This is a genomic window from Lacticaseibacillus paracasei subsp. paracasei (assembly GCF_000829035.1).
In the GTDB taxonomy this organism is placed as follows: Bacteria; Bacillota; Bacilli; order Lactobacillales; family Lactobacillaceae; genus Lacticaseibacillus; species Lacticaseibacillus paracasei.
Genome location: NZ_AP012541.1, coordinates 916,161 through 942,215, shown reverse-complemented (window position 1 = coordinate 942,215; position 26,055 = coordinate 916,161). Strand labels below are relative to the sequence as shown.

General features: G+C 47.5%; 24 protein-coding genes. All 24 read right to left on the bottom strand.

The annotated features are described in order from the left end of the window. Nucleotides 1-55 precede the first annotated feature (55 nt). A complete protein-coding gene (locus LBPC_RS04750) occupies nt 56-1,783 on the bottom strand; it encodes a phospho-sugar mutase (protein WP_016365261.1) in 1,728 nt (575 codons plus the stop codon). A gap of 584 nt (nt 1,784-2,367) precedes the next feature. After that, nucleotides 2,368-3,315: a thioredoxin-disulfide reductase gene (trxB, locus tag LBPC_RS04745; RefSeq protein ID WP_003564228.1), complete on the bottom strand. Its 948-nt coding sequence runs from the start codon at nt 3,313-3,315 to the stop codon at nt 2,368-2,370. 65 nt (nt 3,316-3,380) lie between these two features. Next, nucleotides 3,381-4,436: an NAD(P)H-dependent glycerol-3-phosphate dehydrogenase gene (locus LBPC_RS04740; RefSeq protein ID WP_003583985.1), complete on the bottom strand. Its 1,056-nt coding sequence runs from the start codon at nt 4,434-4,436 to the stop codon at nt 3,381-3,383. A gap of 10 nt (nt 4,437-4,446) precedes the next feature. Further along, a complete protein-coding gene (gene lgt, locus LBPC_RS04735; protein ID WP_003578277.1) occupies nt 4,447-5,274 on the bottom strand; it encodes a prolipoprotein diacylglyceryl transferase in 828 nt (275 codons plus the stop codon). Nucleotide 5,275: 1 nt separating this feature from the next. Next, nucleotides 5,276-6,235, bottom strand: a complete 960-nt coding sequence (gene hprK, locus LBPC_RS04730; protein ID WP_003564222.1) for an HPr(Ser) kinase/phosphatase — start codon at nt 6,233-6,235, stop codon at nt 5,276-5,278. A 191-nt stretch (nt 6,236-6,426) separates the two neighbouring features. Then, nucleotides 6,427-6,762 (bottom strand): phage holin family protein, encoded by a 336-nt coding sequence (locus tag LBPC_RS04725; RefSeq protein WP_003564220.1) that lies wholly within the window; start codon nt 6,760-6,762, stop codon nt 6,427-6,429. Next, nucleotides 6,762-7,031: a hypothetical protein gene (locus tag LBPC_RS04720; protein ID WP_003564219.1), complete on the bottom strand. Its 270-nt coding sequence runs from the start codon at nt 7,029-7,031 to the stop codon at nt 6,762-6,764. The genes LBPC_RS04725 and LBPC_RS04720 overlap by 1 nt, the downstream gene beginning before the upstream one ends. A gap of 11 nt (nt 7,032-7,042) precedes the next feature. Beyond that, nucleotides 7,043-8,524, bottom strand: coding sequence for a daptomycin-sensing surface protein LiaX (liaX, locus tag LBPC_RS04715; RefSeq protein WP_003564216.1), 1,482 nt, complete (start codon nt 8,522-8,524; stop codon nt 7,043-7,045). 419 nt (nt 8,525-8,943) lie between these two features. Continuing rightward, the gene (gene phoU / locus LBPC_RS04710) at nt 8,944-9,621 is read right to left on the bottom strand and encodes a phosphate signaling complex protein PhoU (protein WP_003569545.1); all 678 of its coding nucleotides are present in this window, start codon (nt 9,619-9,621) and stop codon (nt 8,944-8,946) included. 10 nt (nt 9,622-9,631) lie between these two features. Beyond that, nucleotides 9,632-10,396 (bottom strand): phosphate ABC transporter ATP-binding protein PstB, encoded by a 765-nt coding sequence (pstB, locus tag LBPC_RS04705; RefSeq protein ID WP_003578265.1) that lies wholly within the window; start codon nt 10,394-10,396, stop codon nt 9,632-9,634. A gap of 9 nt (nt 10,397-10,405) precedes the next feature. After that, nucleotides 10,406-11,224 (bottom strand): phosphate ABC transporter ATP-binding protein PstB, encoded by an 819-nt coding sequence (gene pstB, locus LBPC_RS04700; protein ID WP_003569543.1) that lies wholly within the window; start codon nt 11,222-11,224, stop codon nt 10,406-10,408. 79 nt (nt 11,225-11,303) lie between these two features. Next, nucleotides 11,304-12,188, bottom strand: a complete 885-nt coding sequence (gene pstA / locus LBPC_RS04695; protein ID WP_003564208.1) for a phosphate ABC transporter permease PstA — start codon at nt 12,186-12,188, stop codon at nt 11,304-11,306. Beyond that, a complete protein-coding gene (pstC, locus tag LBPC_RS04690) occupies nt 12,185-13,108 on the bottom strand; it encodes a phosphate ABC transporter permease subunit PstC (protein ID WP_003564205.1) in 924 nt (307 codons plus the stop codon). Before pstC ends, pstA begins: the two co-directional genes overlap by 4 nt. A 140-nt stretch (nt 13,109-13,248) precedes the next feature. Further along, entirely contained in the window at nt 13,249-14,109 is an 861-nt protein-coding gene (locus tag LBPC_RS04685; RefSeq protein WP_003569539.1) for a phosphate ABC transporter substrate-binding protein PstS family protein, read from the bottom strand. Between the two features lie 102 nt (nt 14,110-14,211). After that, nucleotides 14,212-15,879, bottom strand: coding sequence for a two-component system histidine kinase PnpS (pnpS, locus tag LBPC_RS04680; RefSeq protein ID WP_003661336.1), 1,668 nt, complete (start codon nt 15,877-15,879; stop codon nt 14,212-14,214). Next, on the bottom strand, nt 15,872-16,579 hold the full coding sequence (locus LBPC_RS04675; protein ID WP_003564199.1) for a response regulator transcription factor: 708 nt from the start codon (nt 16,577-16,579) through the stop codon (nt 15,872-15,874). The genes pnpS and LBPC_RS04675 overlap by 8 nt, the downstream gene beginning before the upstream one ends. After that, nucleotides 16,576-17,679, bottom strand: a complete 1,104-nt coding sequence (locus tag LBPC_RS04670; protein ID WP_003564197.1) for a PDZ domain-containing protein — start codon at nt 17,677-17,679, stop codon at nt 16,576-16,578. Before LBPC_RS04670 ends, LBPC_RS04675 begins: the two co-directional genes overlap by 4 nt. A 159-nt stretch (nt 17,680-17,838) precedes the next feature. Further along, complete coding sequence (gene ftsX, locus LBPC_RS04665) at nt 17,839-18,726, bottom strand: permease-like cell division protein FtsX (protein WP_003564193.1); 888 nt, start codon at nt 18,724-18,726, stop codon at nt 17,839-17,841. After that, on the bottom strand, nt 18,716-19,402 hold the full coding sequence (ftsE, locus tag LBPC_RS04660; protein ID WP_003564191.1) for a cell division ATP-binding protein FtsE: 687 nt from the start codon (nt 19,400-19,402) through the stop codon (nt 18,716-18,718). Before ftsE ends, ftsX begins: the two co-directional genes overlap by 11 nt. Nucleotides 19,403-19,478: 76 nt before the next feature. After that, nucleotides 19,479-20,595, bottom strand: a protein-coding gene (gene prfB / locus LBPC_RS04655) for a peptide chain release factor 2 (protein WP_096772597.1) whose coding sequence is annotated in 2 segments (ribosomal slippage) — nt 19,479-20,522 and nt 20,524-20,595 — 1,116 coding nt in all. Because the reading frame shifts where the segments join, the coding sequence is not laid out codon by codon here. A 124-nt stretch (nt 20,596-20,719) separates the two neighbouring features. Beyond that, nucleotides 20,720-23,083 carry a preprotein translocase subunit SecA gene (secA, locus tag LBPC_RS04650; RefSeq protein WP_003593872.1) on the bottom strand — a complete coding sequence of 788 codons (2,364 nt, stop codon included), beginning with the start codon at nt 23,081-23,083 and terminating at the stop codon, nt 20,720-20,722. A 333-nt stretch (nt 23,084-23,416) separates the two neighbouring features. Then, nucleotides 23,417-23,974 carry a ribosome hibernation-promoting factor, HPF/YfiA family gene (gene hpf, locus LBPC_RS04645; RefSeq protein WP_003569531.1) on the bottom strand — a complete coding sequence of 186 codons (558 nt, stop codon included), beginning with the start codon at nt 23,972-23,974 and terminating at the stop codon, nt 23,417-23,419. Nucleotides 23,975-24,097: 123 nt separating this feature from the next. Further along, the gene (locus LBPC_RS04640) at nt 24,098-24,559 is read right to left on the bottom strand and encodes a ComF family protein (protein ID WP_003583965.1); all 462 of its coding nucleotides are present in this window, start codon (nt 24,557-24,559) and stop codon (nt 24,098-24,100) included. 212 nt (nt 24,560-24,771) lie between these two features. Then, entirely contained in the window at nt 24,772-26,034 is a 1,263-nt protein-coding gene (locus LBPC_RS04635; RefSeq protein WP_016365283.1) for a helicase-related protein, read from the bottom strand. Between the last annotated feature and the right edge of the window lie 21 nt (nt 26,035-26,055).

Sequence of the window (26,055 nt, the reverse complement as noted above, 5' to 3'; positions counted from 1 at the left end):
TCTTGCTTCACCTGCTTAATCGTCAGGATTCACACATTGATTCGTTTAAAACAAACTAAGCTTCTTCACGAAAATCATTGAGCGCCTTTTCGAAGGCATCCAATTTTTCTTGGGCGTTAGCTTCTGTGTCTGCTTTGGTACCGACATAGAACTTAACTTTCGGTTCGGTGCCGGATGGCCGGATAGCAATCCAAGTACCGTCTGCCAAAATGTACTTCAGAACGTTGCTTGATGGCATGGTCAGTTTTTCGACAGTGCCATCAGCAGATTTAGCTTCCTGACTCAGGAAGTCTTCAACCTTCGTAATCTTGACACCCGCAAAATCAGCAGGCTGTTCTTCGCGGAACTTGGTCATCAAGTTAGCCATTTGCCTCTGACCGTCAACCCCTTCAAAGTCAACACCAACGGTCTTTTCAGCATAGTAACCATACTTCTTGTACAGTTCCTGAACGCCGTCCCAAAGCGTTTTGCCTTGTGACTGATAGTAGGCGGCAACTTCAGCCAGCAGCACTGTTGACTGAATCGCATCCTTGTCGCGCACGAATGGCTTGATCAGATAGCCGTAACTTTCCTCAAAGCCAAACAGAAATTCGTGCTCGCCAGTAGCTTGAAAATGCTTGATCTGATCACCGATAAACTTGAAACCAGTCAGCACATTGATCATGTCCACGCCATAATCCTTCGCAATGGCGGTTGCCAATTCCGTCGACACGATTGACTTCACAACCGCGCCATTCTTCGGCAGTGTGCCAGCTTGCTTGCGCGCTTCCAGAATATAATGCAATAAGACCGAAGCGATTTGGTTACCCGTCAACAACTGATAATGGTCGCCGACTTTAACTGCTGTGCCCAGCCGATCAGCATCGGGATCAGTCGCGATTAAGACATCAGCGCCGATTTTTTTACCTAATGCAATTGGCAAGTCAAAGACTTGAGCGAACTCTGGGTTCGGGAATGGGGTAGTTGCAAATTCTGGATCAGCAATACTTTGCTCAGGTACCAACCGGAAGTTTTCGAAACCAGCATTACGCAAAACCATTTGCGCTGGAATCCGTCCAGTCCCGTGCAGTGGGCTATAAACCAACGACATGTTCTTGCCGACTTTGTTAATCAAATCATGGTTGATGGTGACCGTGGCCACTTCAGCATAGTAAGCTTCATCAACATCTTCACCAATCGGTTGCATCAACTTTTTGGCGCGTAGCACATGGACGTTCAGAGACTTGATAGCAAAAAGATCCGCTGCTGAACGAGCATATTTGGTGATTTTGTCGGATTCTTCCGGTGGCATCTGCCCGCCATCTGGACCGTAAATCTTATACCCATTGTACTGCTTAGGGTTATGACTAGCAGTGATCATAATGCCTGCATAGGTCTTTAAATGACGCACCGCAAAACTTAATTCCGGTGTTGGCCGCAACTGATCAAAAACATAACTCTTAATACCATGAGCACCCAAGACCCCGGCACTTTCATAAGCAAACTCTTGACTCATGTAACGGGAGTCGTAACTAATCGCAACCCCCCGGGCCTTAGTTTCATCCGACAGTGTGTCCATAAACCGGGCCAAACCTTCAGTGGCTTGCCGAACCGTGTAAATATTCATCCGACCAATCCCGGCACCAAGAACACCACGCATGCCTGCCGTGCCAAACGCCATAGGAGCAGCAAATGCCTCTTCCTTAGTCGTCTCATCATCAGCCATATTCTTAAGATCAGCTTTCAGCTCCGGATCAAGGGTCGGTTCGTCGACCCATTGTTGATACGTATCACGATAACTCACGTGATCAGCTCCCATCTGTCTATAATTAATAATTTCGGGCAATACCCTTCCCGTCCCAATCATACTATAAGTGGACGAGTGCTGGGTTGAAAACGCGCTCAAATAAGAAAATTCTTTTATTACCGATGATGCGTGCTAGCTAAAACAAGTTTCCAAGACTGCTTGTTTCTAAGTGTTTCTGCTCGCATCCACAAAAAAGAGGCCGAGCCATAATTTCCTCGTCGGACTTGTGAATCATTAAATTCCGAATAATCGTAGGACAGTGCTAGGCTAATACTTTCTTGCCGTGCCAAACTCCGCAATCTCCGGCCAGACGGGGCTGGCGACGCGGAGCTAGAGCGGAGACGGCGCTTCGAGCCCAAAAACCGGTCTCGAAGTCGCCTAACAACATCAGCTCCAGAGACCGTCGCTGTGTTGTTTGCACGGCTGAGCCCCATCTGGCCTACGATTGCTACGCCTTGGCACTAGTATCTTTAAATCCAACAAAAAATTATCCACGAAAAAAGCCAACAATTTTCCAGGGTAGAGGGAAATCGTCGGCCTTTACTTGTTGGGTATGAGTAATATCTCAACCTGTTTTCAAATCAAGCTTTAATCTCAATATTCGTATCATTCAAACTCTGGATATAGTTGAAGACGCCTTGTCCAGCTGTACCACCTTCACCAACAGCTGTGGTAATCTGCCGCAGGTCCTTGGCGCGAACATCGCCGATCGCGAAAACGCCTGGAACCTTTGTCCGCATATGCTCGTCGGTTGGAATCCAACCATGTTCATCCAGAACACCTAAATCTTGAAAGGCTTCAGTCATCGGCATAATGCCAACATAAATGAAAACCCCGGCGACTGGCAAAACATGTTCCTCGCCAGTTTCCTTATCACGGTACTTCACGCCGGTGACTTTCATATCGTCACCTTGGATTTCCTGAACCTGAGCATTCCAGACGAAATGCATCTTATCATTGGCAAATGCTCGCTTCTGGATAATCTGCTGAGCACGCAATTGATCACGGCGATGAATAACTGTGACCTTCTTGGCCATTTGTGTCAGGTAAAGGCCTTCTTCAATCGCGGAATCGCCACCACCAATAACGGCCAACTCGCGATCCTTAAAGAAGGCGCCATCGCAGACAGCACAGTATGAAACGCCACGGCCACTGTAGGCTTCTTCGCCCGGTACGCCCAACTTCTTATGCTCTGCGCCTGTCGCAATGACAATCGCTTTAGCCTCGTACTCATCCTCGTCAGTTTTCACTAGCTTGACGGCACCGCGGTTTTGAACGCTAACGACATTGCCATAGGCATACTCAGCACCAAATTGGGTGGCACCATCATACATTTTCTGACCAAGATCTGGCCCGAGGATTGACTTGAAACCCGGATAGTTTTCAACTTCAGCGGTGTTGTTCATCTGCCCGCCATAGACGCCGCGATCCAGCATCAGCACAGATAAATTGGCACGCGATGCATAAAGTGCAGCCGTCATACCACCTGGGCCGGCACCGATCACGATTACATCATATTTTTTTGCCATGGGCAGTCTCTCCTTTTGCCATATTGCTTACAATTAGTAAGCTATACTGTTTAATATACATGGTTTTATGGTTTTTGTAAACTCGCATTGTCAAAATCGAATTCCGGCTTACCAGAACGCTTCATCAAGTCAGTAATGACAGTACGAATCGGCGCGTTTTCGTAGAGCACTTGATAAATCGCGTCTGTGATTGGCATGTCAACGTCAAGTTCACGGGCCATTTGATGGGCAACTTTGGTCGTTGAGACACCTTCAACCACCATCCCCATGTTTTTCAACACATCCGGCAACTTTTCACCTTGTCCAAGTGCGTTGCCGGCTCGCCAGTTACGACTGTGGACCGAGGTACAGGTCACAATCAGATCACCGACACCAGATAAGCCGATGAAAGTCAACGGTTCGGCACCTAGCTTCACGCCGACCCGACTGATTTCAGCTAAACCGCGAGTCATCAAGGCCGCTTTGGTGTTGTCGCCATAGCCGAGACCGTGCAAGGCACCAGCGCCAATGGCAATCACGTTTTTCAGAGCGGCACCAATTTCAACGCCAATGACGTCTGTGTTGGTATACAACCGAAAATAATCATTCATGAACAGCTTCTGCACTTTTTCTGCCAACTTCAAATCATCGGAAGCGGCGGTTAACGTTGTGATATCGTGAGTGGCGACATCTTCGGCGTGACTCGGGCCGGAAATCACAACAATACCTTGAATCAATTCCTTCGGCAAGACTTCTGCGAGCACTTGCGAGATGCGCAACTCACTGCCACGTTCAAGTCCTTTAGCAGCATGAACAATAATCGGTTGTTCACCGCGCCCTTTATGAGCTTGCAGAATTGGTTTAACTTGCTCGGCCACGCTGCGAATCGCATTGGTTGGAACAACAAACAAAATGACCGCCGCTTGATCCAAGGCTTGGCCAAGGTCAGCAGTCACATGCAAAGCCGGCTGTAATGTAAACTCAGCACCAAGATAGTGTTCATTTTGATGCGTCCGCTTCATCAAGGCTACCTGATCCGGATTGTGACTCCACAAATCAACTTCATGACCATTTTCAGTTAATAAATTGGCTAGCACGGTGCCCCAAGAACCAGCACCTAACACTGCTATTTTCGTTGGCACAAAATCACTCCTATTCCACCGCTTTAAGCGGATTGCCGTCTAAATACCATGCCACATTTCCTTGCCGCCGCCGATACCAAACTAAGCCAGCCGCTGCAACAAATAAGATGATCGACAACAATTGTGAAACACGCAGCCCGGGCATGACATACAATGAGTCGGTCCGCATACCTTCAACAAAGAAACGGCCAAAGCTGTACCACATCACATAACTCAACACCACTTCGCCTTGCTTAAACCAGTGCTCATGGTGACGCACCGTCATGAGCAAAGCAAAGCCGACTAGATTCCACATGCTTTCATACAGAAAAGTCGGTTGACGATATGCCCCACCGATGTTCATCTGCTGAATGATAAATTCTGGCAAATGCAAGCCGCGTAAATAGGCTAACGTGGTCACAGCACCATGGGCTTCTTGATTCATGAAGTTGCCCCAGCGACCAATTGCCTGCGCCAACATCACAGTTGGTGCAGCAATATCGAGGACAAGCCAAACTGGCAACCATTGGACCCGACAATAAATGGCAAAAACGATGACACTGGCAATTAATGCACCGTAAATCGCAATCCCGCCATGCCAAATAGCAATGATTTCGCCGGGATGAGCGGCATAGTAAGGCCATTCAAACGCCACATAGTAAAGCCGTGCGCCGATCAAGGCAAACGGCAACGCCCACAAGATAAGATTCAAAATGTGGTCTTCCTTAATCCCGCGTTTGGGTGCTTCGCGCATCGCTAGATAAACCGCAATTAGAACGGCACTGGCAATAATGATACCGTACCAATGAACTTCCAGACCGCCTAATTGAAAAGCGATCGGATTAAGTGCTAATAACAAGTTATTTGTCCCCCGAACTGTTCTGGTCGGTTTCTTCATTATGCTCGATCAGATGATTAAGATTTTTTTCAAATGTCTTGGTGGCGTCATAGCCCATTGACTTGGCGCGGAAGTTCATGGCCGCGACTTCAATGATGATGGCCAAGTTACGCCCGACCTTGACTGGCACTGTGATTTTTGGCACTGGCACGTCAAAAATTAATTGTGTCTGTTCCCCAGAACCAAGCCGATCAAAGGTTTTGTCTGGTGTCCAATTCTCGAGATGGACGATTAATGAAATAGTAGTATCTTCACGAACAGCGCCAGCACCGAAAAGATTCATGACATCGATAATGCCCAAGCCACGAATTTCCAGCAGATGCGAAAGAATCGGCGGTGCAGCCCCGACAATGGTTTGTTCATCCTGTTGATAAACATCAACCCGATCATCGGCAATCAAGCGATGCCCACGCTGAACCAATTCCAACGCTGTTTCGGATTTGCCGACACCAGAATCGCCGGTAATCAGCACGCCGAGCCCATAAATATCGACTAGCACCCCATGCATACTGCGCCTCTCCGCCAGCTGACTATCCAAATACTCGGTAATCAGACTCGACAAACGCGTCGTCGGCAAACGCGATCCCAAAACAGGAATATGAGCCGCTGTCGCTGCGGTGATCATTTCTGCCGGCGCCTCCAACCCCCTCGATACCAAAAATGCTGGGGTATCTTCAGTTGCCATGCGCTTTAAAATCAATAAACGTTCTTCGGATGACATGTTTCGCGCAAATGAAATTTCCGTTCGACCGAACAATTGAATCCGTTCATGTGGATAGTAATTAAAATAGCCAGTCAGTTCCAAGCCGGGACGCGAAATATCACTCAAAACGACTTGCCGCTGATCAAGATACTCCTCGCCGCTGTATACCTCGAGCTTGGTTGCCTTAACCAACTGCCGCACTGTCACGCTGTCTGCCATGAAGTCCACCTTTCTTTCGCCATATTTGCTCTATTTTACCATAAGTCGATTCCCCTTATGGTCAGCAGGTTGAAACATTCGCAAAAGGTCATTCACATTGTGCGCTTCGTTGGAAGGTAACGATAAGCCTTTAGTTCATTCAAGTCACGCAAAAATGGCCTGCAGATCGCAAGCCATTTTCAATCGTCACTTTAATTTTTGCCGACAAACATCATATTCAACACGGAAATAATGACCGCCAGCAACATCGTAGCGCCGAAACCGCTGAACACAATGCCTGGTACGAACCAAGTCATCATGCTTAGCATCAAACCATTCAGCACGATCAGGAACAAACCTAGTGTCAGAATCGTGATTGGTATCGACAGAATCACTAGAATTGGTCGCAACAGACCATTCAAGACGCCGAGCACCAATGCACCGACTACCGCAACACCAAATCCTGCCACATAAAGCTGAGCCGGAAACAGTTGCGCGTAAATCAGGAAAACTGCCGTCGTTATGATGGTGCGTTTGACGAAGTTCATTAGAAATCGCTCCAGTCATCGTCATGCGACTCGGTCACATGCGTTGCATTTTTTCGGGGCCGAGATGAGTCGCGATCACGATAAGGGTGACGCGGACGCCGACGATCATAACGGTCAGACCGATCGTGCCGCGAGAAGAGCCACACAGCTAAGATGATGAGTAAGGCCGGTACAATGAGAAGTTTCAACAGGAATATCCCGATGGCAAAAACCGCCACGATGATCAAGCCAATGATAAAGAACATTAATGGAATTAATAGAAAAGGCATAAGCAATCCCCTCAGTCATTTGAATCTTTTAATTGAATGTTACCACTGGTTGTATTGAGTTTCATTTCACTACTGCCAGTCCCGGGACGCGTCAGTTCCAGACGCTTAATCCCCTTAGCTGGTTCGGCAACCTCACTCAAGCGGCTCTTGATGCTGCCAAAATGCGTCCGAACCTCGCCGTTAAGCGCAATGGAGGACGGCACGGCGACTTTAACATTGCCGTTCATCGAAGTGCCTTCAAGCGTCGTGAAGTCCGTGTGATAGGTAGCTCGCACAGTCCCGTTAACTGTCTTTAAGGCGGCCGTTGCCGGATCGGCATCAACACTGACATCGCCATTCACTGTTGTGAGCAACAAGTCATGGGTATGACCACCTTGAACCTTGATTGAGCCGTTGACACCTTCACTCTCGATCATGACACCATCAACATGAGTGAAGTTCATCTGACCATTTGTACTCTTAACATAGAAATCTTTACCGGTAATGCCAGTTAAGTCTGCACTGCCATTTAATAACCGGACAGCAACATGATCATAACTGCGCTTTGGCAATGAGATGACCAAATCAGCTTGAACCCGCTTGTTTGGCACTTGGAAGCTAAAATGATCGTCCGTGACATCAATGCGGCTCCGGTCTTTGAACGCATCCAGCGGCGATGCGGCATCCATTTTGCCGTACAACTTGATCGCAGCAGCAACTTGAATGCCTGGCTGATCCCAAGTCTTGAACTTCACGTCACCATTAGCAACTTTCACATCAAGAATCGTTGCCTGACTATCTGGAAAATCGAAAACATGGTCAAATTTTTCAGTTGCTAAACCGGGTACTGTAATGGTGACATTCTTCCAGTCAACGTTATCCAAAACATTGTTGACAGTATCCTTCACGAACCCACCCAGTTGCGTGGTTGCATCACCTAAGTTTTTGCCAAACTCAGAAAAAGCATCGCGAGCATCTTTTTGCCAATCGTCATTTAAAATCTTGTCGCCAAGCTTCTTACGCTCTAAATCATGCTTTTGGTGACGTAAGCCGGCAAGGTTCGCTTTCAGAGACTCAATTTGGCCTTTTAGTTCGGCCAACTGATCAGTCAGTTTCTGATTCTCCTGTTTCAAATCCCCGCGCTTTTGGTATTTTTCCGGGGAAAGGGCTTCGAGATCTTCCATCGTGTCCAGCACGATGATCTGTTCGTTGTTCGCATCGATTTGTTTACCAATAGTTGTAACCTGTGCGGTAGCAGCATCTAAGGCACCTGCTGCTTCAGCAATCTCAGTGTTGAGTTCTGTCAGCGCTTCATTGCGATCCGTGTCACTGGTTGCATGCTCATCATCCGTATTCGGCGTTTCCGAAGTTTCTTCGGGAGCTGTGTTATCGGCCGGGCTAGCGGCCTGCTGGGAACCTTGACGTTTCGCCAGGTTTTCCAAAAGTACCAGCGCCTCTTCGCTTGAAATAACGCCTTTTTTAACTAGGTCTAAAATTCTTTCGCGTTCATTCATGGGTTATCCCTCCAGGATTTGATTACATGATTAGTATGCACGGATTCGCGCCGGGGCGCATAGGTCCAAAGGTTGATTTTTGAACGGGTCGGAAGACGGACGCTTGAAAGTAATGCATCTATTCATCTGGTTATTGACATGAGACACATCATCAGCGCGTTCATCAAAAAGGAATCTATCCACAGTCACCAGCCAGATGGGGCTGGCAACGCTGAGCTGATGATGTTTGCACGGCTGAACCCCATCTAGCCTATGATTGCTCCGCCTTGGCACCGGGATCTTTAGATATTAGTAAGTCATCCATGAGAGATCAAAAGAGGGATGATTTTCACAAAAGTAAAAATCATCCCTCTTTCAAAATAACAATCAATGTCAATCTTTTTCAGTCACCCTTGCAAGCCAGCAAGAGCGTCATTTTCTCAGAACTTATCCTCAATAGCGTTTGAGTTCAATTCAGTAATCTTCCCTGTTTTGAGATAAACAATCCATTCACAGATATTGGTGACATAATCGCCAATTCGTTCAAGATAGGAAGAAACCAGCATGTAATCCATGGATCCGATCACCGTTTCTGGATTATCCTGCATCTGCCGAATACATTCCTTGTAGATTCGTGATGAAAAGTCATTGATCCCATGGTCTTCAAGCGCAATCTTGCGGGCGCGAGCAGAATCTTCCTTCACATACGCATCCAGAACCTGTTCTACCATCTCTTTAACCGCTTCAGCCATGCCAGCGATATCTTCCTCGATTTGAGGAACCCGGGTCTCACCCTTGACCCGAATGGTAGATTTAGCAATTGATACCGCATGATCACCCATCCGTTCCAAATCAGAGCTGGCCTTCATGACCGTCACAATCACCCGCAAATCAGTCGTAACCGGCTGCTGCAGTGCAATCAATTCGAAGCTGCGTTTTTCCAAATCTACTTCACGTTCATTGATATGCTTATCTTCATGAATCACTTCGCGGGCCAGGGCCTTGTCGTGATTGATGAATGCTTTCACGGACTTATAGATGGCCTCGTTGACCATCATCCCCATTTCCGAAAAGCGCACATGAAGATCGTTCAATTCATCAACAAAAAGTCGTCGCATACTACCCCTCCTATCCGAAGCGTCCAGTAATGTAATCTTCGGTTTCCTTTTCCTTTGGATTTAAAAACATTTGTTTTGTGTCAGCAAATTCAATCAGATTACCCGTCAAGAAGAAAGCCGTTTTATCTGAAATCCGCGAGGCCTGGTGCATACTGTGAGTTACCAGAATAATCGTATACTGATCACGCAATTCCAGCAGCATATTTTCGATCTGCGTGCTCGAAATCGGATCAAGCGCGCTTGTTGGTTCGTCTAACAAAATCACATCCGGTTTAACGGCCAACACCCGAGCGATGCAGACCCGCTGCTGCTGACCACCTGACAATGATAAGGCACTTTCATGCAAGTGATCCTTAACCTCGTCCCAAATTGCTGCCTGCTTCAAACTGGTTTCAACGGCTTCATCTAAAACGGCTTTATCCTTAATGCCTGCCAGCCGCAAACCATAGATGACATTTTCATAAATCGAAAAAGGAAATGGATTAGGTTGTTGAAAAACCATGCCGACTTGTTTTCGCAATTGAACGACATCTTCATTGGGCGAATAAATGTTATTGCCCCGCAAACTGACATTGCCAGTGATGGTGACACCCGGAATGAGATCATTCATCCGATTCAGGGTTCGCAAATACGTTGACTTACCACAGCCAGATGGCCCAATTAACGCCGTAATTTCATTCTGATTGAAGTCTAGGTCGATGCCTTTTAAAGCCTCAAATTTGCCATAAAAAAGATGAACATTTGAACTGGTAATGATTTTTTTTGCTTCAGCCATGTGTTCCTCCTAGCCGAAATGTCCGGAGACATAGTCGTTCGTCGCTTTGATCTTAGGCCGGGTAAAGATTTTGCGGGTTTCGTCATATTCGATCGCCGTTCCGCTGTAGAAGAACGCCGTGTAATCACTGATTCGGGCGGCCTGCTGCATGTTGTGTGTGACGATGATAATCGTATACTTATCCTTCAATGACATCAAGGTATCCTCAACCGCCGAAGTTGAGATCGGATCCAGCGCACTGGCTGGTTCGTCTAACAGCAAAATATCAGGCTTCATCGCAATCGCGCGGGCAATACACAAACGCTGCGCCTGCCCCCCTGAAAGTGACATGCCACTTTGATTCAAGTCATCTTTGACTTGGTCCCAAAGCGCCGCCTGCTTCAAACTGGTTTCAACTATCTCGTCGAGTTTTTGCTTGTCTTTTAATCCAAATCGACGTAAGGCAAAGGCAATGTTGTCGTAAATAGATTTGGCAAATGGATTAGGCCGCTGAAAGACCATACCAATATGCTTACGCATTTCGTAGACATCCACCGCGTCACTATTGATATCAAGGTTGCGATACATGATCTTGCCGGTGACACGTGCACCTTCAATATTATCATTCATGCGATTCAACGAGCGCAAGTAAGTCGACTTCCCTGAACCGCTGGCGCCGATTAATGCCGTAATCTTATACCGCTCAAACGGTAAAGAGACATTATGAATGGCTTCATTCTCACCATAAAAAACGCGTAGATTCTCTGTTTCGATCGCAATTTCCTGCTTGTCGCGATCGAATGGACGAATATAAGTGTCATCTAATGAATATTTTTCAAGTTCTTGCATCGTGAGCCTCCAAGCGTTTTGTCGCCAACTTTATGACCACCATCACCAACTTCACTGCAATGGCATGTGCGTATTCACATTAGGATGCGGTCATTTTTTTGAACAGGCGATTGCCAAAGTAGCGCGCACCGAGATTAAACAGCAGAACAGCTAGAACCAAGACCGCACTTGCACCGGCCGAGACGGCAACGGCATCTGGCTGAATGCCTTCCGAGTTGATCTTCCAAATATGCACGGCTAATGTTTCGGCCGGACGGAAAGGATTAAGCGGACTTGCGATGTTAGCAGGATTCCAGTCGGTAAAATCCAACGCTGGCGCACTTTGTCCAGCTGTATAAATCAGGGCCGCAGCTTCACCGAAGACACGCCCTGCGCCGAGAATCATCCCAGTAATGATACCTGGCAATGCTTCAGGAATGACAACATGCAGGACAGTTTCCCAACGTGACAAGCCAAGCGCCAGACCGGCTTCGCGCTGCTCATACTCAACTCCACGCAACGAGTCTTCCACGTTACGCGTTAACAACGGCAGGTTGAAAACCGTCAGCGCCAAGGCACCGGATAAAATTGAAAAGCCAAACTTGAACTGCAACACGAAAATCAAGAAGCCGAATAAACCAACCACCACGGAAGGTAGCGAGCTTAAGATTTCGATGGACGTCCGAATGACATCGGTCAGCCAGTTTTTCTTAGCATATTCGCTCAAGTAAATCCCTGCACCCAATGAAATTGGCGTGGAAATCAACATTGCGAGCAGCAGGAGATAAAAGGAGTTAAACAACTGGATACCGATCCCGCCGCCAGCCTCAAAGCTTTGAGCCGGACTTGTCAGAAAATGCCAGGAGATGTGAGGTAAGCCTTGAAATAGAATGTATCCAAGAAGGCTAGCCAAGATGATAATGATGATACCTGAGACGATATACAAAACCGTCGTTGCGATTTTATCAGCAACTTTTGGATTCATTTGTTCAACTCCCCTTTCTTCCCGATCCAGCGAATCAGCAGATTAAAGGCTAGCGACATGAGGAGCAGCAACAATGCCAGAGACCACAAAGCATTGTTATCTAGCGACCCCATAACTGTGTTGCCAATACCACTCGTCAAGACAGAGGTCAGTGTCGAAGCTGGAGAAACCAAATTTTTCGGTAAAAGCGCTGCGTTCCCAATCACCATCTGAACCGCCAGTGCTTCACCAAAGGCACGTGCCATCCCAAACACAATCCCAGTCAGAATTCCCGGAATCGCAGCACGTAGAACCACGCGATACGTGGTTTGCCAGCGTGTTGCACCTAATGCTAATGACGCTTCACGATAATGTCGTGGAACAGCTTTTAACGCGTCCACGGTCATGGATGTCACAGTGGGTAAAATCATGACGAACAAAACAAAAGTACCAGCTAAAATCCCGAACCCAGTACCACCAAAAATGTGGCGAATAAAAGGCACGATGACGGAGAGACCGATGAACCCATAAACAACCGATGGAATCCCAACCAGCAATTCAATCACCGGTTGCAAAATCTTCTGTCCCCATTTACGGGAAATCTCAGTCATAAAAATGCCTGCGCCAACCGCAAACGGCGTCGCAATAATTGCTGACAGGAATGTCACACCAAACGAACCGACGATCATTGGCAAGGCGCCAACTTCGGGATTGCCGTGCGCATCTTTGATTGACGGATTCCAAACACTTTTGCTTAGAAACGACCAAAGATTAATCTTGTTTTGAAAGAAGGTAGCTAGTCCTTTCGATGCCACAAAGAAGAAAATTGCCACCACCACAATCACAATTAAACTGATACAAAGCAAACTGATCAGTTTACCACGCTGCTCTAACTTAGCTGAACGCGATTTTTTGAGCATTGCTTCCCGAATTGGATCCATCTTGACCTCCTAAACGCGCTTTCTAACTAAAACCTTCCCGGCGAAGACCACAACATCGGTTTCTATCCGGATTAGATCACGCTTCTGTCCGACACCTGACACAGCCAACGGATCTGACCGTGTCTTGATAACATCACAGGTTACTGCTTGCTCACTTTGCCATTCGCGTCCCGAACCACTTTCATTTGTGTCATCGGGACGTAACCCATTTTCAAAACAAGCTTCTTCTGAATAGCTGGTGACATCACATAAGCCAAAAATTTCTTAGTGAGTCCTTTTGGCTGCCCTTTCGTATACATATGTTCGTACGACCAAATGCGCCATTGATTGGTCGTGACATTTGCATCCGTGGGTGCGACGCCATCAACTGAGAGCCCCTGAACTGTTTTATCAATGTACGAAAACGCCACATAAGAAATGGCACCTGGCGTACTGCCGACAATTTGTCGAACCATCCCGGTAGAATCCTGCTCCTGAGCGGCCATTGGCTGTTTGCCTTGCATCACCCATTTTTCAAAAGTCGCGCGTGTGCCTGAGCCTTGCGCTCGATTGACTAGAACAATCGGCACATTTTTGCCGCCCAACTGCTGCCAGTTGGTAATTTCACCAAGAAAGATTTTTTGCAGCTGTGCCATCGAGACGTTTTTAACGCCAACCTTCGGATTCACAATCGGGGCGATCCCGACAACTGCTACCTTATGATCAACCAATGCTTTGGCCTTGATACCAGCTTTTTCTTCAGCAAAAAGATCCGAATTACCAATGTCCACAGCACCTTGTTGGATCTGGCTTAAACCTGTGCCACTCCCGCCGCCTTGGACGTTGATAAAGACCCCCAAATGTTCCGTCTGATATTGTTCACCCGCCGCTTCAACCAAGGGCTGTAAGGCACTTGATCCAACTGCGGTGATCGATTCTCCCGACTGTTGACTGCTGCTGTTGCAAGCACTGATTAACAGTGGCAAAAACAGCAGGCTCAACAGGGTCACAATTTTTTTCACACGAAATCCTCCATTTCAAGCTCCAATTATTTTATCAGTTACATGTAAATGTTCATGTCATTGAATGTAAAGATTGTGTAAAGGCATGATGGCTGCAGTTTTTCATCCTCTGTGCGGGCCCTCACCCACAGGCAAAGTGACCGTAAACGTTGACCCAACCCCTACTTGGCTGTGAACCGCAACATGACCATCCATACTCTTAACCAGTTCGGCCACAATCGCTAAACCGAGACCGGTACCGCCATTGTGACGACTGCGAGCCTTATCTACTCGGTAAAAGCGTTCGAAGATCCGGGCCTGTTCCGTCTCAGAAATCCCGATCCCAGTGTCGGCAACTGCCAGTGACAGCTGATGATCGACAACCTGGGCGCTGATCGTGACATGACCAGCCAAGCGATTGTAGAAGACTGCGTTGTTCAATAAGTTGCGCACGATTTGGGTCAATTTGCGCTCGTCAGTCACGACCAATAGATCCGGGGTAATTGCCACTTCAACGCGAATTTGCTTGTCTTGAATCACTTTGGCCAAATTATGCAATGCATCATCGACCAATTTTTTCAAAGCAACCGATGCAGCCACATTTTGGTTGGAATCCGGTCGACTCAAGGTCAAAATGTCATTAATTAATTGTGTTAATCGCTTGCTCTCGTCATAAATAATCCCTAAGAACCTGTCCAAGGTCGCCGGATCATTCTTCGCACCGCCAAGCAAAGTCTCTGCAAATCCAGAAATAGCTGTGACTGGGGTCTTCAATTCATGGCTGACATTCCCGACAAAGTCCAGTTGCATTTTTTCAACCTGTCGCAAGTAAGTGACATCATATAGAATCACCAGCACCTGCAACCGACTGATGCCTTGATTCAAAGGAATAACCGAAGCATCAACGGATTTTTGCGTGGTCAAAATTGTCAGTTCCTGATGATGCGCTTTTTCATGGCGAAAAGTGTGTTCGATCATGCGCGCCAAGGCATAAGTTTTAACATCATCAAGGTAGCTGTGTCGGGGCTGCGGGATTTGATGACCTAGCAGCTGCGACATGGCGTGATTATGCAAGATGACATCTTTATCGGTGTCAATCAGCATGACTCCCAATGGCAAGTTATCAATCAACCGATCAAAACTTGATTGACGCACCGCCACTTTTTCACGGAGATGGGCTTGTTCAGCGGCCAATGCATTGATGCGGCGAGCAACTGGTACAAAAGGTGAATCAGGCGGTAAAATCACCGGATCTGGGTCTTTCTTTCGACGGATGCGATCTAGATTATGGCTCATGACTTCAATCGCTTCTTGATAACGATGTTCAGATCGAAAAAGCCAAATGAGAATGGCAGCGAGCAATGCCGCAAAGGCAAGCGTTAGGAGCCAGAATTGCTCTGGTGCAGTTGTCCAGACACTTGACTTAAAGCGGCTGACTGCCACCCACTGCCCTTTATTTTGGAATAAATACGCTTGCTCTGTTCGACCATTCACGTTGACGGTTGTTACAAACGCTGCATCCCGATTACCACGCAAGGCATCAGCCATCACTTTTTGACGCGTGGTCCGCGGATTATTGGGAATGACCGTGATGAAGGCTGCCTCTGACTCTGCCAATGCTTGCCGATTGACCCCATCATGACTCGAGGCCGCATACGTCCGGCCGACCCGCCGAAGATCACGCGCTTGTTGATGGACAATTTGTTGATTCACCGTTGTCACGAGCACAAAAAAGCCTGCCAATGATAGCAGACTAATGATGAGTGCACGCCGAATGATTCGTTTATTCATGGGGTGCCTCCATTTGGTATCCGAAACCGCGAACTGTCTTTAAATAGTCCGGATGTTTCGGATCCGTTTCAATTTTATCGCGTAAATGGCTGACCTGAATATCCACCATTCGCGTCTCTGCGGGATAATCGAATCCCCAAACCCCGTTCAATAAAGCATCTCGAGACAAGGTCTTGCCAACACGTTGAGCAAAGTAAACCAGTAGCTCAAATTCTTTTGGCGTCAACTGCAGACGTTTGCCACCCTTGCTGGCCTTATAATTTTCTGGATCAATCGCGATCTGGCCAACTGTGATCTGATCACTGTTGCCCGGTTTTTGACTGGTTTGCGGCTGACTCTGACTCCGTCGTTCAATCGCCTTGATCCGAGCAATGATCTCCCGCGGCGAAAACGGCTTAGTCACATAGTCATCTGCTCCGAGTTCTAGGCCAACAATTTTATCGGTTTCATTGTCTTTGGCAGTCAAGATCATAATCGGCGTCTGAATTTTATCTTCACGAATTTTGCGGGTAACATCCAAGCCGCTCAGACTCGGCAGCATTAAATCGAGGATGATAAAGTCAAATGGCTCGTTGCGTACTTTATCCAAAGCCTCCTGACCATCTGTCGCTGTTTCGACCTGATAGTGTTCAGCTTCCAAATTATATTGCAGCAACGTCAAAATCGCAGGTTCGTCATCAACAATCAAGATCTTCTTCATGCTGTCTCCTCCGGAAATAAAATCATACCAAGTTCGTGTGGGGCACCGGCAAAAATGGCCGTCTCAGCTAATCGCAGCTCACCATCTGCCTGTCGAAGCCGCAAGCGGCAATAGGTTGGTTCTTTTTGAATGGCATCGTAAAGCTCACGAGAATTGTTCACGGAATGGTGATTGCAGGCCAATACACGATCACCGGGTTGTAAGCCCATCTCTGCAGCCGGTGTATGCGGCACGACACCAATCAACACCACACCTTGATCGGCTAAAGTCACCGTCAGATGCACCTGCCGTCCCTGCCAAATGAAGCCGCCAACCAATACTAAACTCACCACTGCTGGAAAGACAAGACTAACCAGCAAAGGCAAGGTCATGGTGCGGGCAACAATGCCATAAACGATAAGCACGCCACCTGCGCCGCCATACCACGGCCAACTTCGCCGCCAAGCCGTCTGAGCGCGATCTCGCGGAGTCATGAAGGTCGCACCTAAAAGCAACGGCAAGCCCACAAAAGTCAAAGACTGCACTGTAACCGCCAGCAGTGGGAGGTTGCTGACGTTTTCAACAGCAACAGGTAAGATTAACGGCACCCAGAACAGTTGCCGCAACTCAAACGCCGCACTTTGCCGCTGGCGGCGGTCTTGTTGAATCACAGGCGACTCGATCTCATCGCCGCGGTTGAATCTCGCAAGTCCAGCTTGTGTTAGCCATAATAGGCCGACCAAAATAGCTAAATTAGCTGCATGCTGTTCAGCTAGCAAACCAGACTGACCAACTGCCGCCAGACTGGCAAGACCTAGCCACCAAGGGCTAAATCGCCATTTAGAAAATAGCAATGCTACTAACGTCAAGCCGCTTAATGCAAGCAAAGCAGCTAAACTGATCTGCAGTCGTCCAATAACCATTACCAGCGAGACTAGCGCACCTACGACAAGTCCGATCCAGAAGAACCGACCAATTTCTGGATGTTTGGGATGAATTGCGCGCAGATACCGGCGGCGCTCGCGATCAGTGCGATTGACAGCAAACCAAATCGTTAAACCTAGCGCTAGCCAAAACACCAAACCAACCGGATTGATAAGTAAGGCAACTACAACTGCCATCGGTAACCCTCCAATATTCACTGTGACCAGTATAGCAGAAATCGCCGGAGGCTCCCACAACGTCATAAAAATCAAAATGTGAGTAGGCACGCATAGCCGAGTATGATAGCAAAAAACTCATCCCCGTCATTAGCGAGGATGAGTTCACAAATTGCACGATTAAATTTTGAGGAAACGCCGCATTGAAATGACTGCGCCTAATGCACCGATGATGATACCAATGCCCGCCAGCATCAAATCAAGCCAAAGCAGAAATGGCATCGTGCCATATAGCGAATAACCGTTAGAGCCGCTTGATAAGCTGAAGCTGCGGTAAACAACGGCATAACCGATGTCAACAATCACAATTGGGAGCACAGCCCCGAACAATCCAGTCCAAGCGCCTTCAAGAATAAATGGCCAACGAATGTATGAATTTGTTGCCCCAACCAGGCGCATAATTCTGATTTCGTCAGAACGCGACAGAATCGTAATCCGAATGGTATTACTTATCAGGAAAACCGCCACGAACAGCAGAAGGACAGTAAAACCAAGTCCCCACTTTTGTGCTGAATCAACTGAGTTGAACAGTTTTTTCGCAGTCCGGCCGCCATAACTTGCGTCCACCACATGGTTTAGTTTTTGAGCTTGTTTGGAGACCTTGATCGTCGCCTTAGGGTTGCTTGTCTTAACCATGAAGACATCACTCAATGGGTTCTGATCGCCAGAGAACATTTTCCATTGCGAACCATACCCGCCGACAATGGTGTTCAATTCCTGCTGACGTGACCGGTAAGTCACTTTCTTGACATTATCAAGCTTTTCTAGCTGAGTCTTTAATGCATCACGTTGTTTCGTCGTAGTTTTCTTCTCGATGTAAACACGCACTTGAACGTCATTTTCAACTTGCTCTGATACATGATGCAAGTTGAAAATAAGTGCCATGAAAATACCGACCAATAGTAAGGTAACTGTAACGGCACTGACAGCGGCAACTGACATCCAGCCATTTCGCTTCAGACTGCGCAGCGAATCCTTTACATGCCGGAAAAAGATCTTAGTCTTCATTACCGTAAGTGCCTCCTTCTTCGTCACGAACCAAACGGCCGCCAGCAATTTCAAGTAAGCGATGCTGACGCTCATTTACGATGTCCTTGTTATGCGTCGCCATAATAACAGTTGTCCCGCTGGCATTGATCCGCTCAAGAATATCAACAATTTCATCTGATGTTTGTGGATCCAAATTGCCTGTCGGTTCGTCGGCGATCAATACCTTAGGCTTGTTGACGATGGCACGAGCAACTGACACACGTTGTTGTTCCCCACCGGATAATTCATCAGGAAAACGGCGCAGTTTTTGTTCGAGACCTACCAGGCCCAGTACTTCGAGGACTCGGTCCTTGATTTTTTCGTCAGGTGCTTCGATCACTTGCATCGCGTAAGCAATGTTTTCGTACACTGTTAACCGCGGTAAAAGTTTAAAATCTTGAAAGACGATACCAATATGACGTCGCAAAAATGGTACCCGGCTCGGTTTCATTGTTGCAAAATCAAAATCATCAATTTTAATCGTACCGCTGGTTGGCATTAGTTCATGGTAAAGCATTTTGACGAAAGTCGATTTCCCGGCACCGCTGGGACCGATCACATAGACGAACTCGCCATCATGAATCTCAAGATTGAGATTTTTAATGGCAGTCACGCCGTTAGCATACTGCTTCGTCACGTTCTCCATTTGAATCATGCAAATTGCTCCTTTTTCTAAGCTAGCATCAGTATAACAGGCGATTAAGTCAGCAAGGTTTCAGGCAGATTACAGTTTAATCAGGATTCTTTTGCGCAAGTTCCCATTGTAGATACGCATTGATGAATGGATTCAAATCCCCGTCCATAACCGCATTGCCATTGCCGGTTTCATAATTCGTCCGATGATCTTTCACCATCGTGTATGGGTGAAAGACGTAAGAGCGAATTTGTGAACCAAATGCGACATCTTTTTGTTCGCCTTGAATGGCCTTGGCCTTAGCACGCTTAGCTTCTTCTTCGCGCTGATACAATTTAGCCTTTAACATCGCCATCGCAGTCGCTTTGTTCTGAAACTGTGACCGTTGCGCCTGACTTGAGGTGACGATTCCGGTTGGTAGATGAATCAAGCGAACCGCACTGGAGGTTTTGTTGATATGCTGACCGCCAGCGCCGCTTGAGCGGAAAACCTCCATTTTGATGTCTTCCGGCCGCAGATCAACTTCGATTGAGTTGTCGAGTTCCGGCATCACGTCCACCGAGGCAAAGCTAGTGTGTCGCCGTCCAGCGGAATCAAATGGCGAAATCCGCACAAGTCGATGGACGCCTTTTTCACTTTTCAGCAAGCCATAAGCATTCTCGCCATTGATCAGCAGCGTTACGCTCTTGATGCCAGCTTCATCCCCAGGCTGATAATCCGCCACTTCTACTTTGAATCCGTTCTGATCGGCCCAACGCTGATACATCCGCATCAGCATTGATCCCCAATCCTGAGATTCCGTGCCGCCTGCACCAGGGTGAATTTCCAAAATGGCATTGTTGTGATCGTATGGGCCGTTCAGCAAAAGCTGCATCTCATACTTATCCAGCTTTTCCTGTAAATCTTTGATCTTTGCTTCTTCTTCTTGCTGCAAGTCCTTATCAGGCTCGTCTTGTAATAACTCAAAACCAGCCTCAAGATCTTCCAACTCATTTTCTAGTGCATAAAATCGATCATGCTTTTCTTTGAGCGCATTGTTGTTGTCAATAACCTTTTGAGCAGCCTCCGAGTCATCCCAAAAGCCGGGTTCAGCCATTCGGCCTTCATTTTCAGTAATGCGTTCGTTCAGCGCATCGAGGTCAAAGTGACCCCCTAAATTGATTAATTTTGGTCCGCATGGCGGCCAAGGTGTTGCGCATAACACTCAGTTCCATCGTGTAATCTCCCTTTTTTTAAACATAGTTGCGTTATTGTAGCGTGACCATGTGCGTCGGCGACTGCTTCAAAACACCCCAGTACCGCAAGCTGTAGCCGCGGTACCGGGGCGCTAAGCCGTTATTAACGGCGAATATTTTGTCGGATTTCAGCTTTCATGAACAGCCGAGTCACATCATCATCAATTGATGCAATCATTTCTTCAAACATCCGGTAGCCTTCTTCTTGATATTCGACTAGCGGATTCATTTGACCATAACCGCGCAATCCGATCGACTGCCGCAACTGATCCATCGCATCAATATGATCGGTCCAAGCAGAATCAACCACGCGCAAAACAACAACTTTTTCGAATTCAAGCATCTGCGCGTCATCGCCCAGCTGCTTATTCTTTTGCTGGAAGTTGGTCTCCGCCATCTCGGCCAGTAACCCGATCAACTCGTCTTGCGACTTGCCATCTAACTGGCTGCGTTTGAATTTCTCAGGATCAATCATGTTAGCAGTGACCCAAGCGTACAAGGCATCAAGGTTCCAGTCCTTCTGATCTCCTTGGGTATGAGTCTGAACAATCCGTGTAATCGTTCGATTGATCATAGCCATCAAGACAGGCTTCAACGTTTCCTGTTCATTGATGACTTGCTGCCGCTGCTTGTAAATGACCTCGCGTTGTTCACGCATCACATCATCATATTGCAGCGTATTCTTCCGCGTGTCGTAGTTATTCCCTTCGACCCGTTTCTGGGCTGACTCCACCTGCCGTGAAATCATCCGACTTTGAATCACCTGATCATCATCCGCCACCTTAAAGCGATCCAACATAGCTTTAATTCGATCAGAACCAAAGCGTTTCATCAGATCATCTTCAAGGCTCAGGTAAAACTGTGTAGAACCTGGATCGCCTTGACGCCCTGAACGGCCTCGCAACTGATTATCAATTCGACGACTTTCATGGCGTTCCGTCCCGATAACTGCCAAACCGCCAAGTTCGGTGACACCAGGTCCAAGTTTGATATCCGTACCACGCCCAGCCATGTTCGTCGCAATCGTCACAGCGCCGCGTTGGCCAGCATTCATAATGATTTCTGCTTCTTTAAAGTGATTCTTCGCGTTCAAAACGGTATGTGGAATCTTAGCTTCATCAAGTTGCTTACTAAGCCGTTCACTCGATTCAATCGCAACCGTCCCAATCAGCATCGGCTGGCCTTTTTCATGACGCGCTTTGATGTCTTCAACAACCGCGTTGAACTTAGCATCTAACGTCGGGTACAGCACGTCAGGGGAGTCAACCCGGATAACTGGCTTGTTGGTCGGAACAGAGATGACTTCCATGTTATAAATTTCTCGGAATTCTTCTTGCTCGGTCTTTGCGGTCCCAGTCATCCCGGCCAACTTTGTGTACATCCGGAAGAAGTTTTGATAAGTGATGTTAGCCATCGTCTTATTTTCGTCCTGAATTTGGACGCCTTCTTTGGCTTCAATCGCCTGATGCAAGCCGTCAGAATATCGGCGACCTTCCATTGCTCGGCCAGTAAACTGATCAACAATGAGGACTTCACCATCGGAAACCATGTAATCGATATCCTTGAGCATGATGTAATTAGCCCGCAAGGCCTGATCAATATGATGCGTTAAGGCCGTATTTTCGGTGTCATACAGATTATCCAGTCCGAAATTCTTTTCAGCCTTCCGGATGCCGCTTTCAGTTAACGAGATTGTCTTCGTTGGCCAGTCGATCTTGTAATCGGTCTCCGCTTTTAGCGTCTTGACAAACCGATCGGCACGAATGTAGAGACCGGTTGTTTTTTCTGCGCCGCCAGAAATGATCAATGGGGTTCGCGCCTCATCAATCAAAATAGAGTCAACTTCATCGACGATTGCAAAATTCAGTGGCCGCTGAACCATCTGCTCTTTGTAAACAACCATGTTGTCACGCAGATAGTCAAACCCGAGTTCACTGTTCGTGGAATAGGTAATGTCGCAATTATAAGCTTCTCGTTTTTCATCACTGTTCTTGGAATTGAGGTTTAACCCTACGCTCAAGCCAAGCCAGTTGTATAGCTCGCCCATTTCCGTGGCATCACGGGTTGACAGGTACTCATTGACCGTGACAACATGAACACCTTTACCAGTGAGTGCGTTCAAATAAACAGGCATGGTTGCGGTTAAAGTTTTCCCTTCACCGGTCTTCATCTCCGCAATGTTGCCTTCATGCAACACAATCCCGCCAATAATTTGGACTCGGAACGGGAATAGACCTAAAACACGCTTGGCACCTTCCCGCGCAGTCGCAAAGGCTTCTGGCAGAATGTCATCAAGGGTAGCACCAGCTGCGAGACGATCTTTTAATTTTGGTGTGTTTGCTTTTAATTGTTCATCAGATAATGCTGCATACTCATCTTCATATTGCTGAACCTTATCAGCAATTTTGCCTAGGCGCGCGATTTCTCGCTTATCGCTTTCGACCCATTTTCTAAGAATATTGGCCATGAATGGATTCCTCTCTGTCGAAACTTCGTTAAACTGACAGTATATCTATAGTATCTTAACATTTTCATTGGGTATTGAAAACCGAGCAGTACAAAGATCTTGCATCATCCACATCGACGAGCGCACGCCGATGCCGTTCACAATAACAACTGAATACCAGCACGATAGCGCCTCAATCTTCACTGCCTGCAAGTTCATATACCAGGCCCCAATTTGTATATTGTCATTAAACTTTAATAAAAACTTACCAGCAATAAGTCCATATGGCAAACTTTCCCAACAAAAAACAAGATCACCTTTTGCGGCGATCTTGTTTTTTGTTTTAAGAACTGCTTATTCATCGGTTTCGATCAAGCCATAACGCCCGTCACGCCGCTTATAAACAATGCTTGTGCCATTGGTGTCAGCATCTTCAAAGATAAAGAAGTTGTGCCCCAACATATCCATCTGTAGAATGGCTTCTTGCGAATCCATCGGCTTCAACGACACTCGCTTAGTACGAACAACCGTCAGATTATCATCATCTTCGGCTGGTTTCGGTTCAGCTGGTGCAGTCGCATCAATGTCGATTTGGCCAAAGCCTTTTTCACGTGACTTGCGATTGATCTTTGTCTTGAACTTGCGTACCTGCCGTTCCAGCTTGTCGGTCACGAGATCGATGCTGGCATAAAGATCCGGGCTGGTTTCTTCAGCACGCAGGGTCAAGAAAGACAACGGGATGGTCACTTCAACTTTTGCAGTTTTATCGGAATAAACCTTCAAATTGACGTGTGCCGTTGCAGTAACCGAACCTCCGAAGAACTTGTTCAGTTTGCTAATCCGCTTCTCCACGTAACTTCTGATGGCCTCGGTGACTTCGATGTTTTCGCCACGAACATTGTATGTGAGCATAAAACTTCTCCCCTTTCCTACGTGTAATAAACACTTACACGTCGATTGGTTGGGATAAAACCCTTCCAATCTTCAATTTCATTATACCCGAATGTTGTCGCCAGACACAACAAAAGCCACATTTCAGCGAATTAAAGTAAATGCGGTCACCGTGCCCTGAAATCCCGCGGCCACAAGCGCATCGCGAGCATGATACAATGTCCGTCCTGTGGTATATAAATCGTCAACCAATGTAATTTGTTTGGTTTGATTCAACTTTGCTGCTGGCACAAGTACGGTAAAGCTTTGCGGCGTTTGTAATCGTTCGCGACGATTTTTCTGCGCCTGCGGTTTGGCCGTTGGTGATTTACGTAGCCATGGCTGCAGCTGCAAACCGCCAAAAAGTCCCTGAATTGGATCAAATCCCCGCACATCATAATGTTTGGATTCGCTAGGAATGGCGATCAGTGTCCTAGCATTTTGCAATTGTGCAGCAATGAGATCTTGAAACGCATCGTGTAAGCGATAATCGCCAAGACCCTTGTACTGGTAAATCCATTGTTTCATAGCTGCGTCATAAACAAATAAAGCCCGATTATGTAACAACCGCCCTTGCTGCTCCCATTGGCGGCAATCCGCGCATATTCGTGCATCACCCGACCGGCCGCAGCCTGGACAAGTCGCTCCAGTAATCATCTTAAAGCGGGCTAAACAACTACTGCACAATCGGGGTGCTATCAACTTGCTGCCAGCTAACAACGCCTTCAACGTCGGACTACGATCAACATGGCGATCACACCCGCAACAACGCATCACCATCACCGTCCATTCATCATGACAATCTGACGTTTGGCCGCTAACAATGCTAACGTATAGCGATCCGTGAAAAAGACAACCGGATCGTCGGCACTATCGGCTGCCCGCCCGGCTCGACCAGCGATCTGTACTAGCGCCGAGGCCGTGAATGCCCGATCGGCTGCAGCCACGACCCCAACCGCACACTTGGGCACCGTTACGCCGCGTTCCAAAATTGTCGTCGTGACTAAAACCTGAATTTGCCGCTGACGAAAAGCCGTTATTTTCTCTGCCCGTAGACGGTCCGTGCTAGCAACGCCAGCTACCCTTAGCCCGTTACGTTGAACAAGCGCAGCAATTTGAGGCGCCCAGCTGATCTTAGGAACAAACAGCAAACATGACCGCCCTGTCGCCACGACATCACGCACCCACTTCACGATGGCAGGTGGCAACTGGGACGGTAATTTTTTAAAATTCATCAACCGAATCGCTGGAACTGGCAAAGGGTGCCCGTGAAATCGACGAAACAATCGACTGACCATCAACCCTTTACGCATCGCCGCCTTCAATGGCCGATCCGGCGTTGCCGTTAAATAAACAACCGGTCCACGCCGGGCACCTTGAACAGCCCGATGGAGCATGGGTGTTCCCGCCATCGGAAACGCATCGACCTCATCAACGACAATCAGATCAAAAGCCCGATGAAATCGTAATAATTGATGCACGGTGGCCAGCAACAAATCACTGTCAGTTTGATCAAAATGACCGCCATATCGAACGGCGATGGGGGTGGTTGCAAAGGCAGTTCGCAGTCGCGGCGCAAGCTCCCGAATAACATCAATTCTCGGCGAAACAATAGCCACGCGCTTGCCTTGTTGTACCATCTGTGAAATGGTCGGAAAAAGCATCTCGGTTTTGCCAGCACCTGTCACTGCCCAAATCAAATGATCAGCCCCTGCTGTAACACTCGTTTGTAAAGCTGTTGACGCTTTTTGCTGGGCAGGCGTCAATGTCCCGTGCCACGTTAATAAGCCGTCGCCAACAGGCCGGTGCGGCTGTTCAAAGCGGTAAAGCAAATCACGATTTGTTAAGCGGCCTAAACTCACGCAAGCTGAACAATAAAACCGCCCATCAGGCAATTGAACTGGCTTTCGATCACCGCAACGTTGGCAACACCAGCGCCCGTGTTCTTGAATCAACGCTGGCAGTGATGTGGCCTGTGCTATATTAGAAACGGTTAAGCGCATCAGTTCATTTTCTGTCAATTGTGCCCCAGCAAGATTCATCATGATCACCTCATAAGGAGA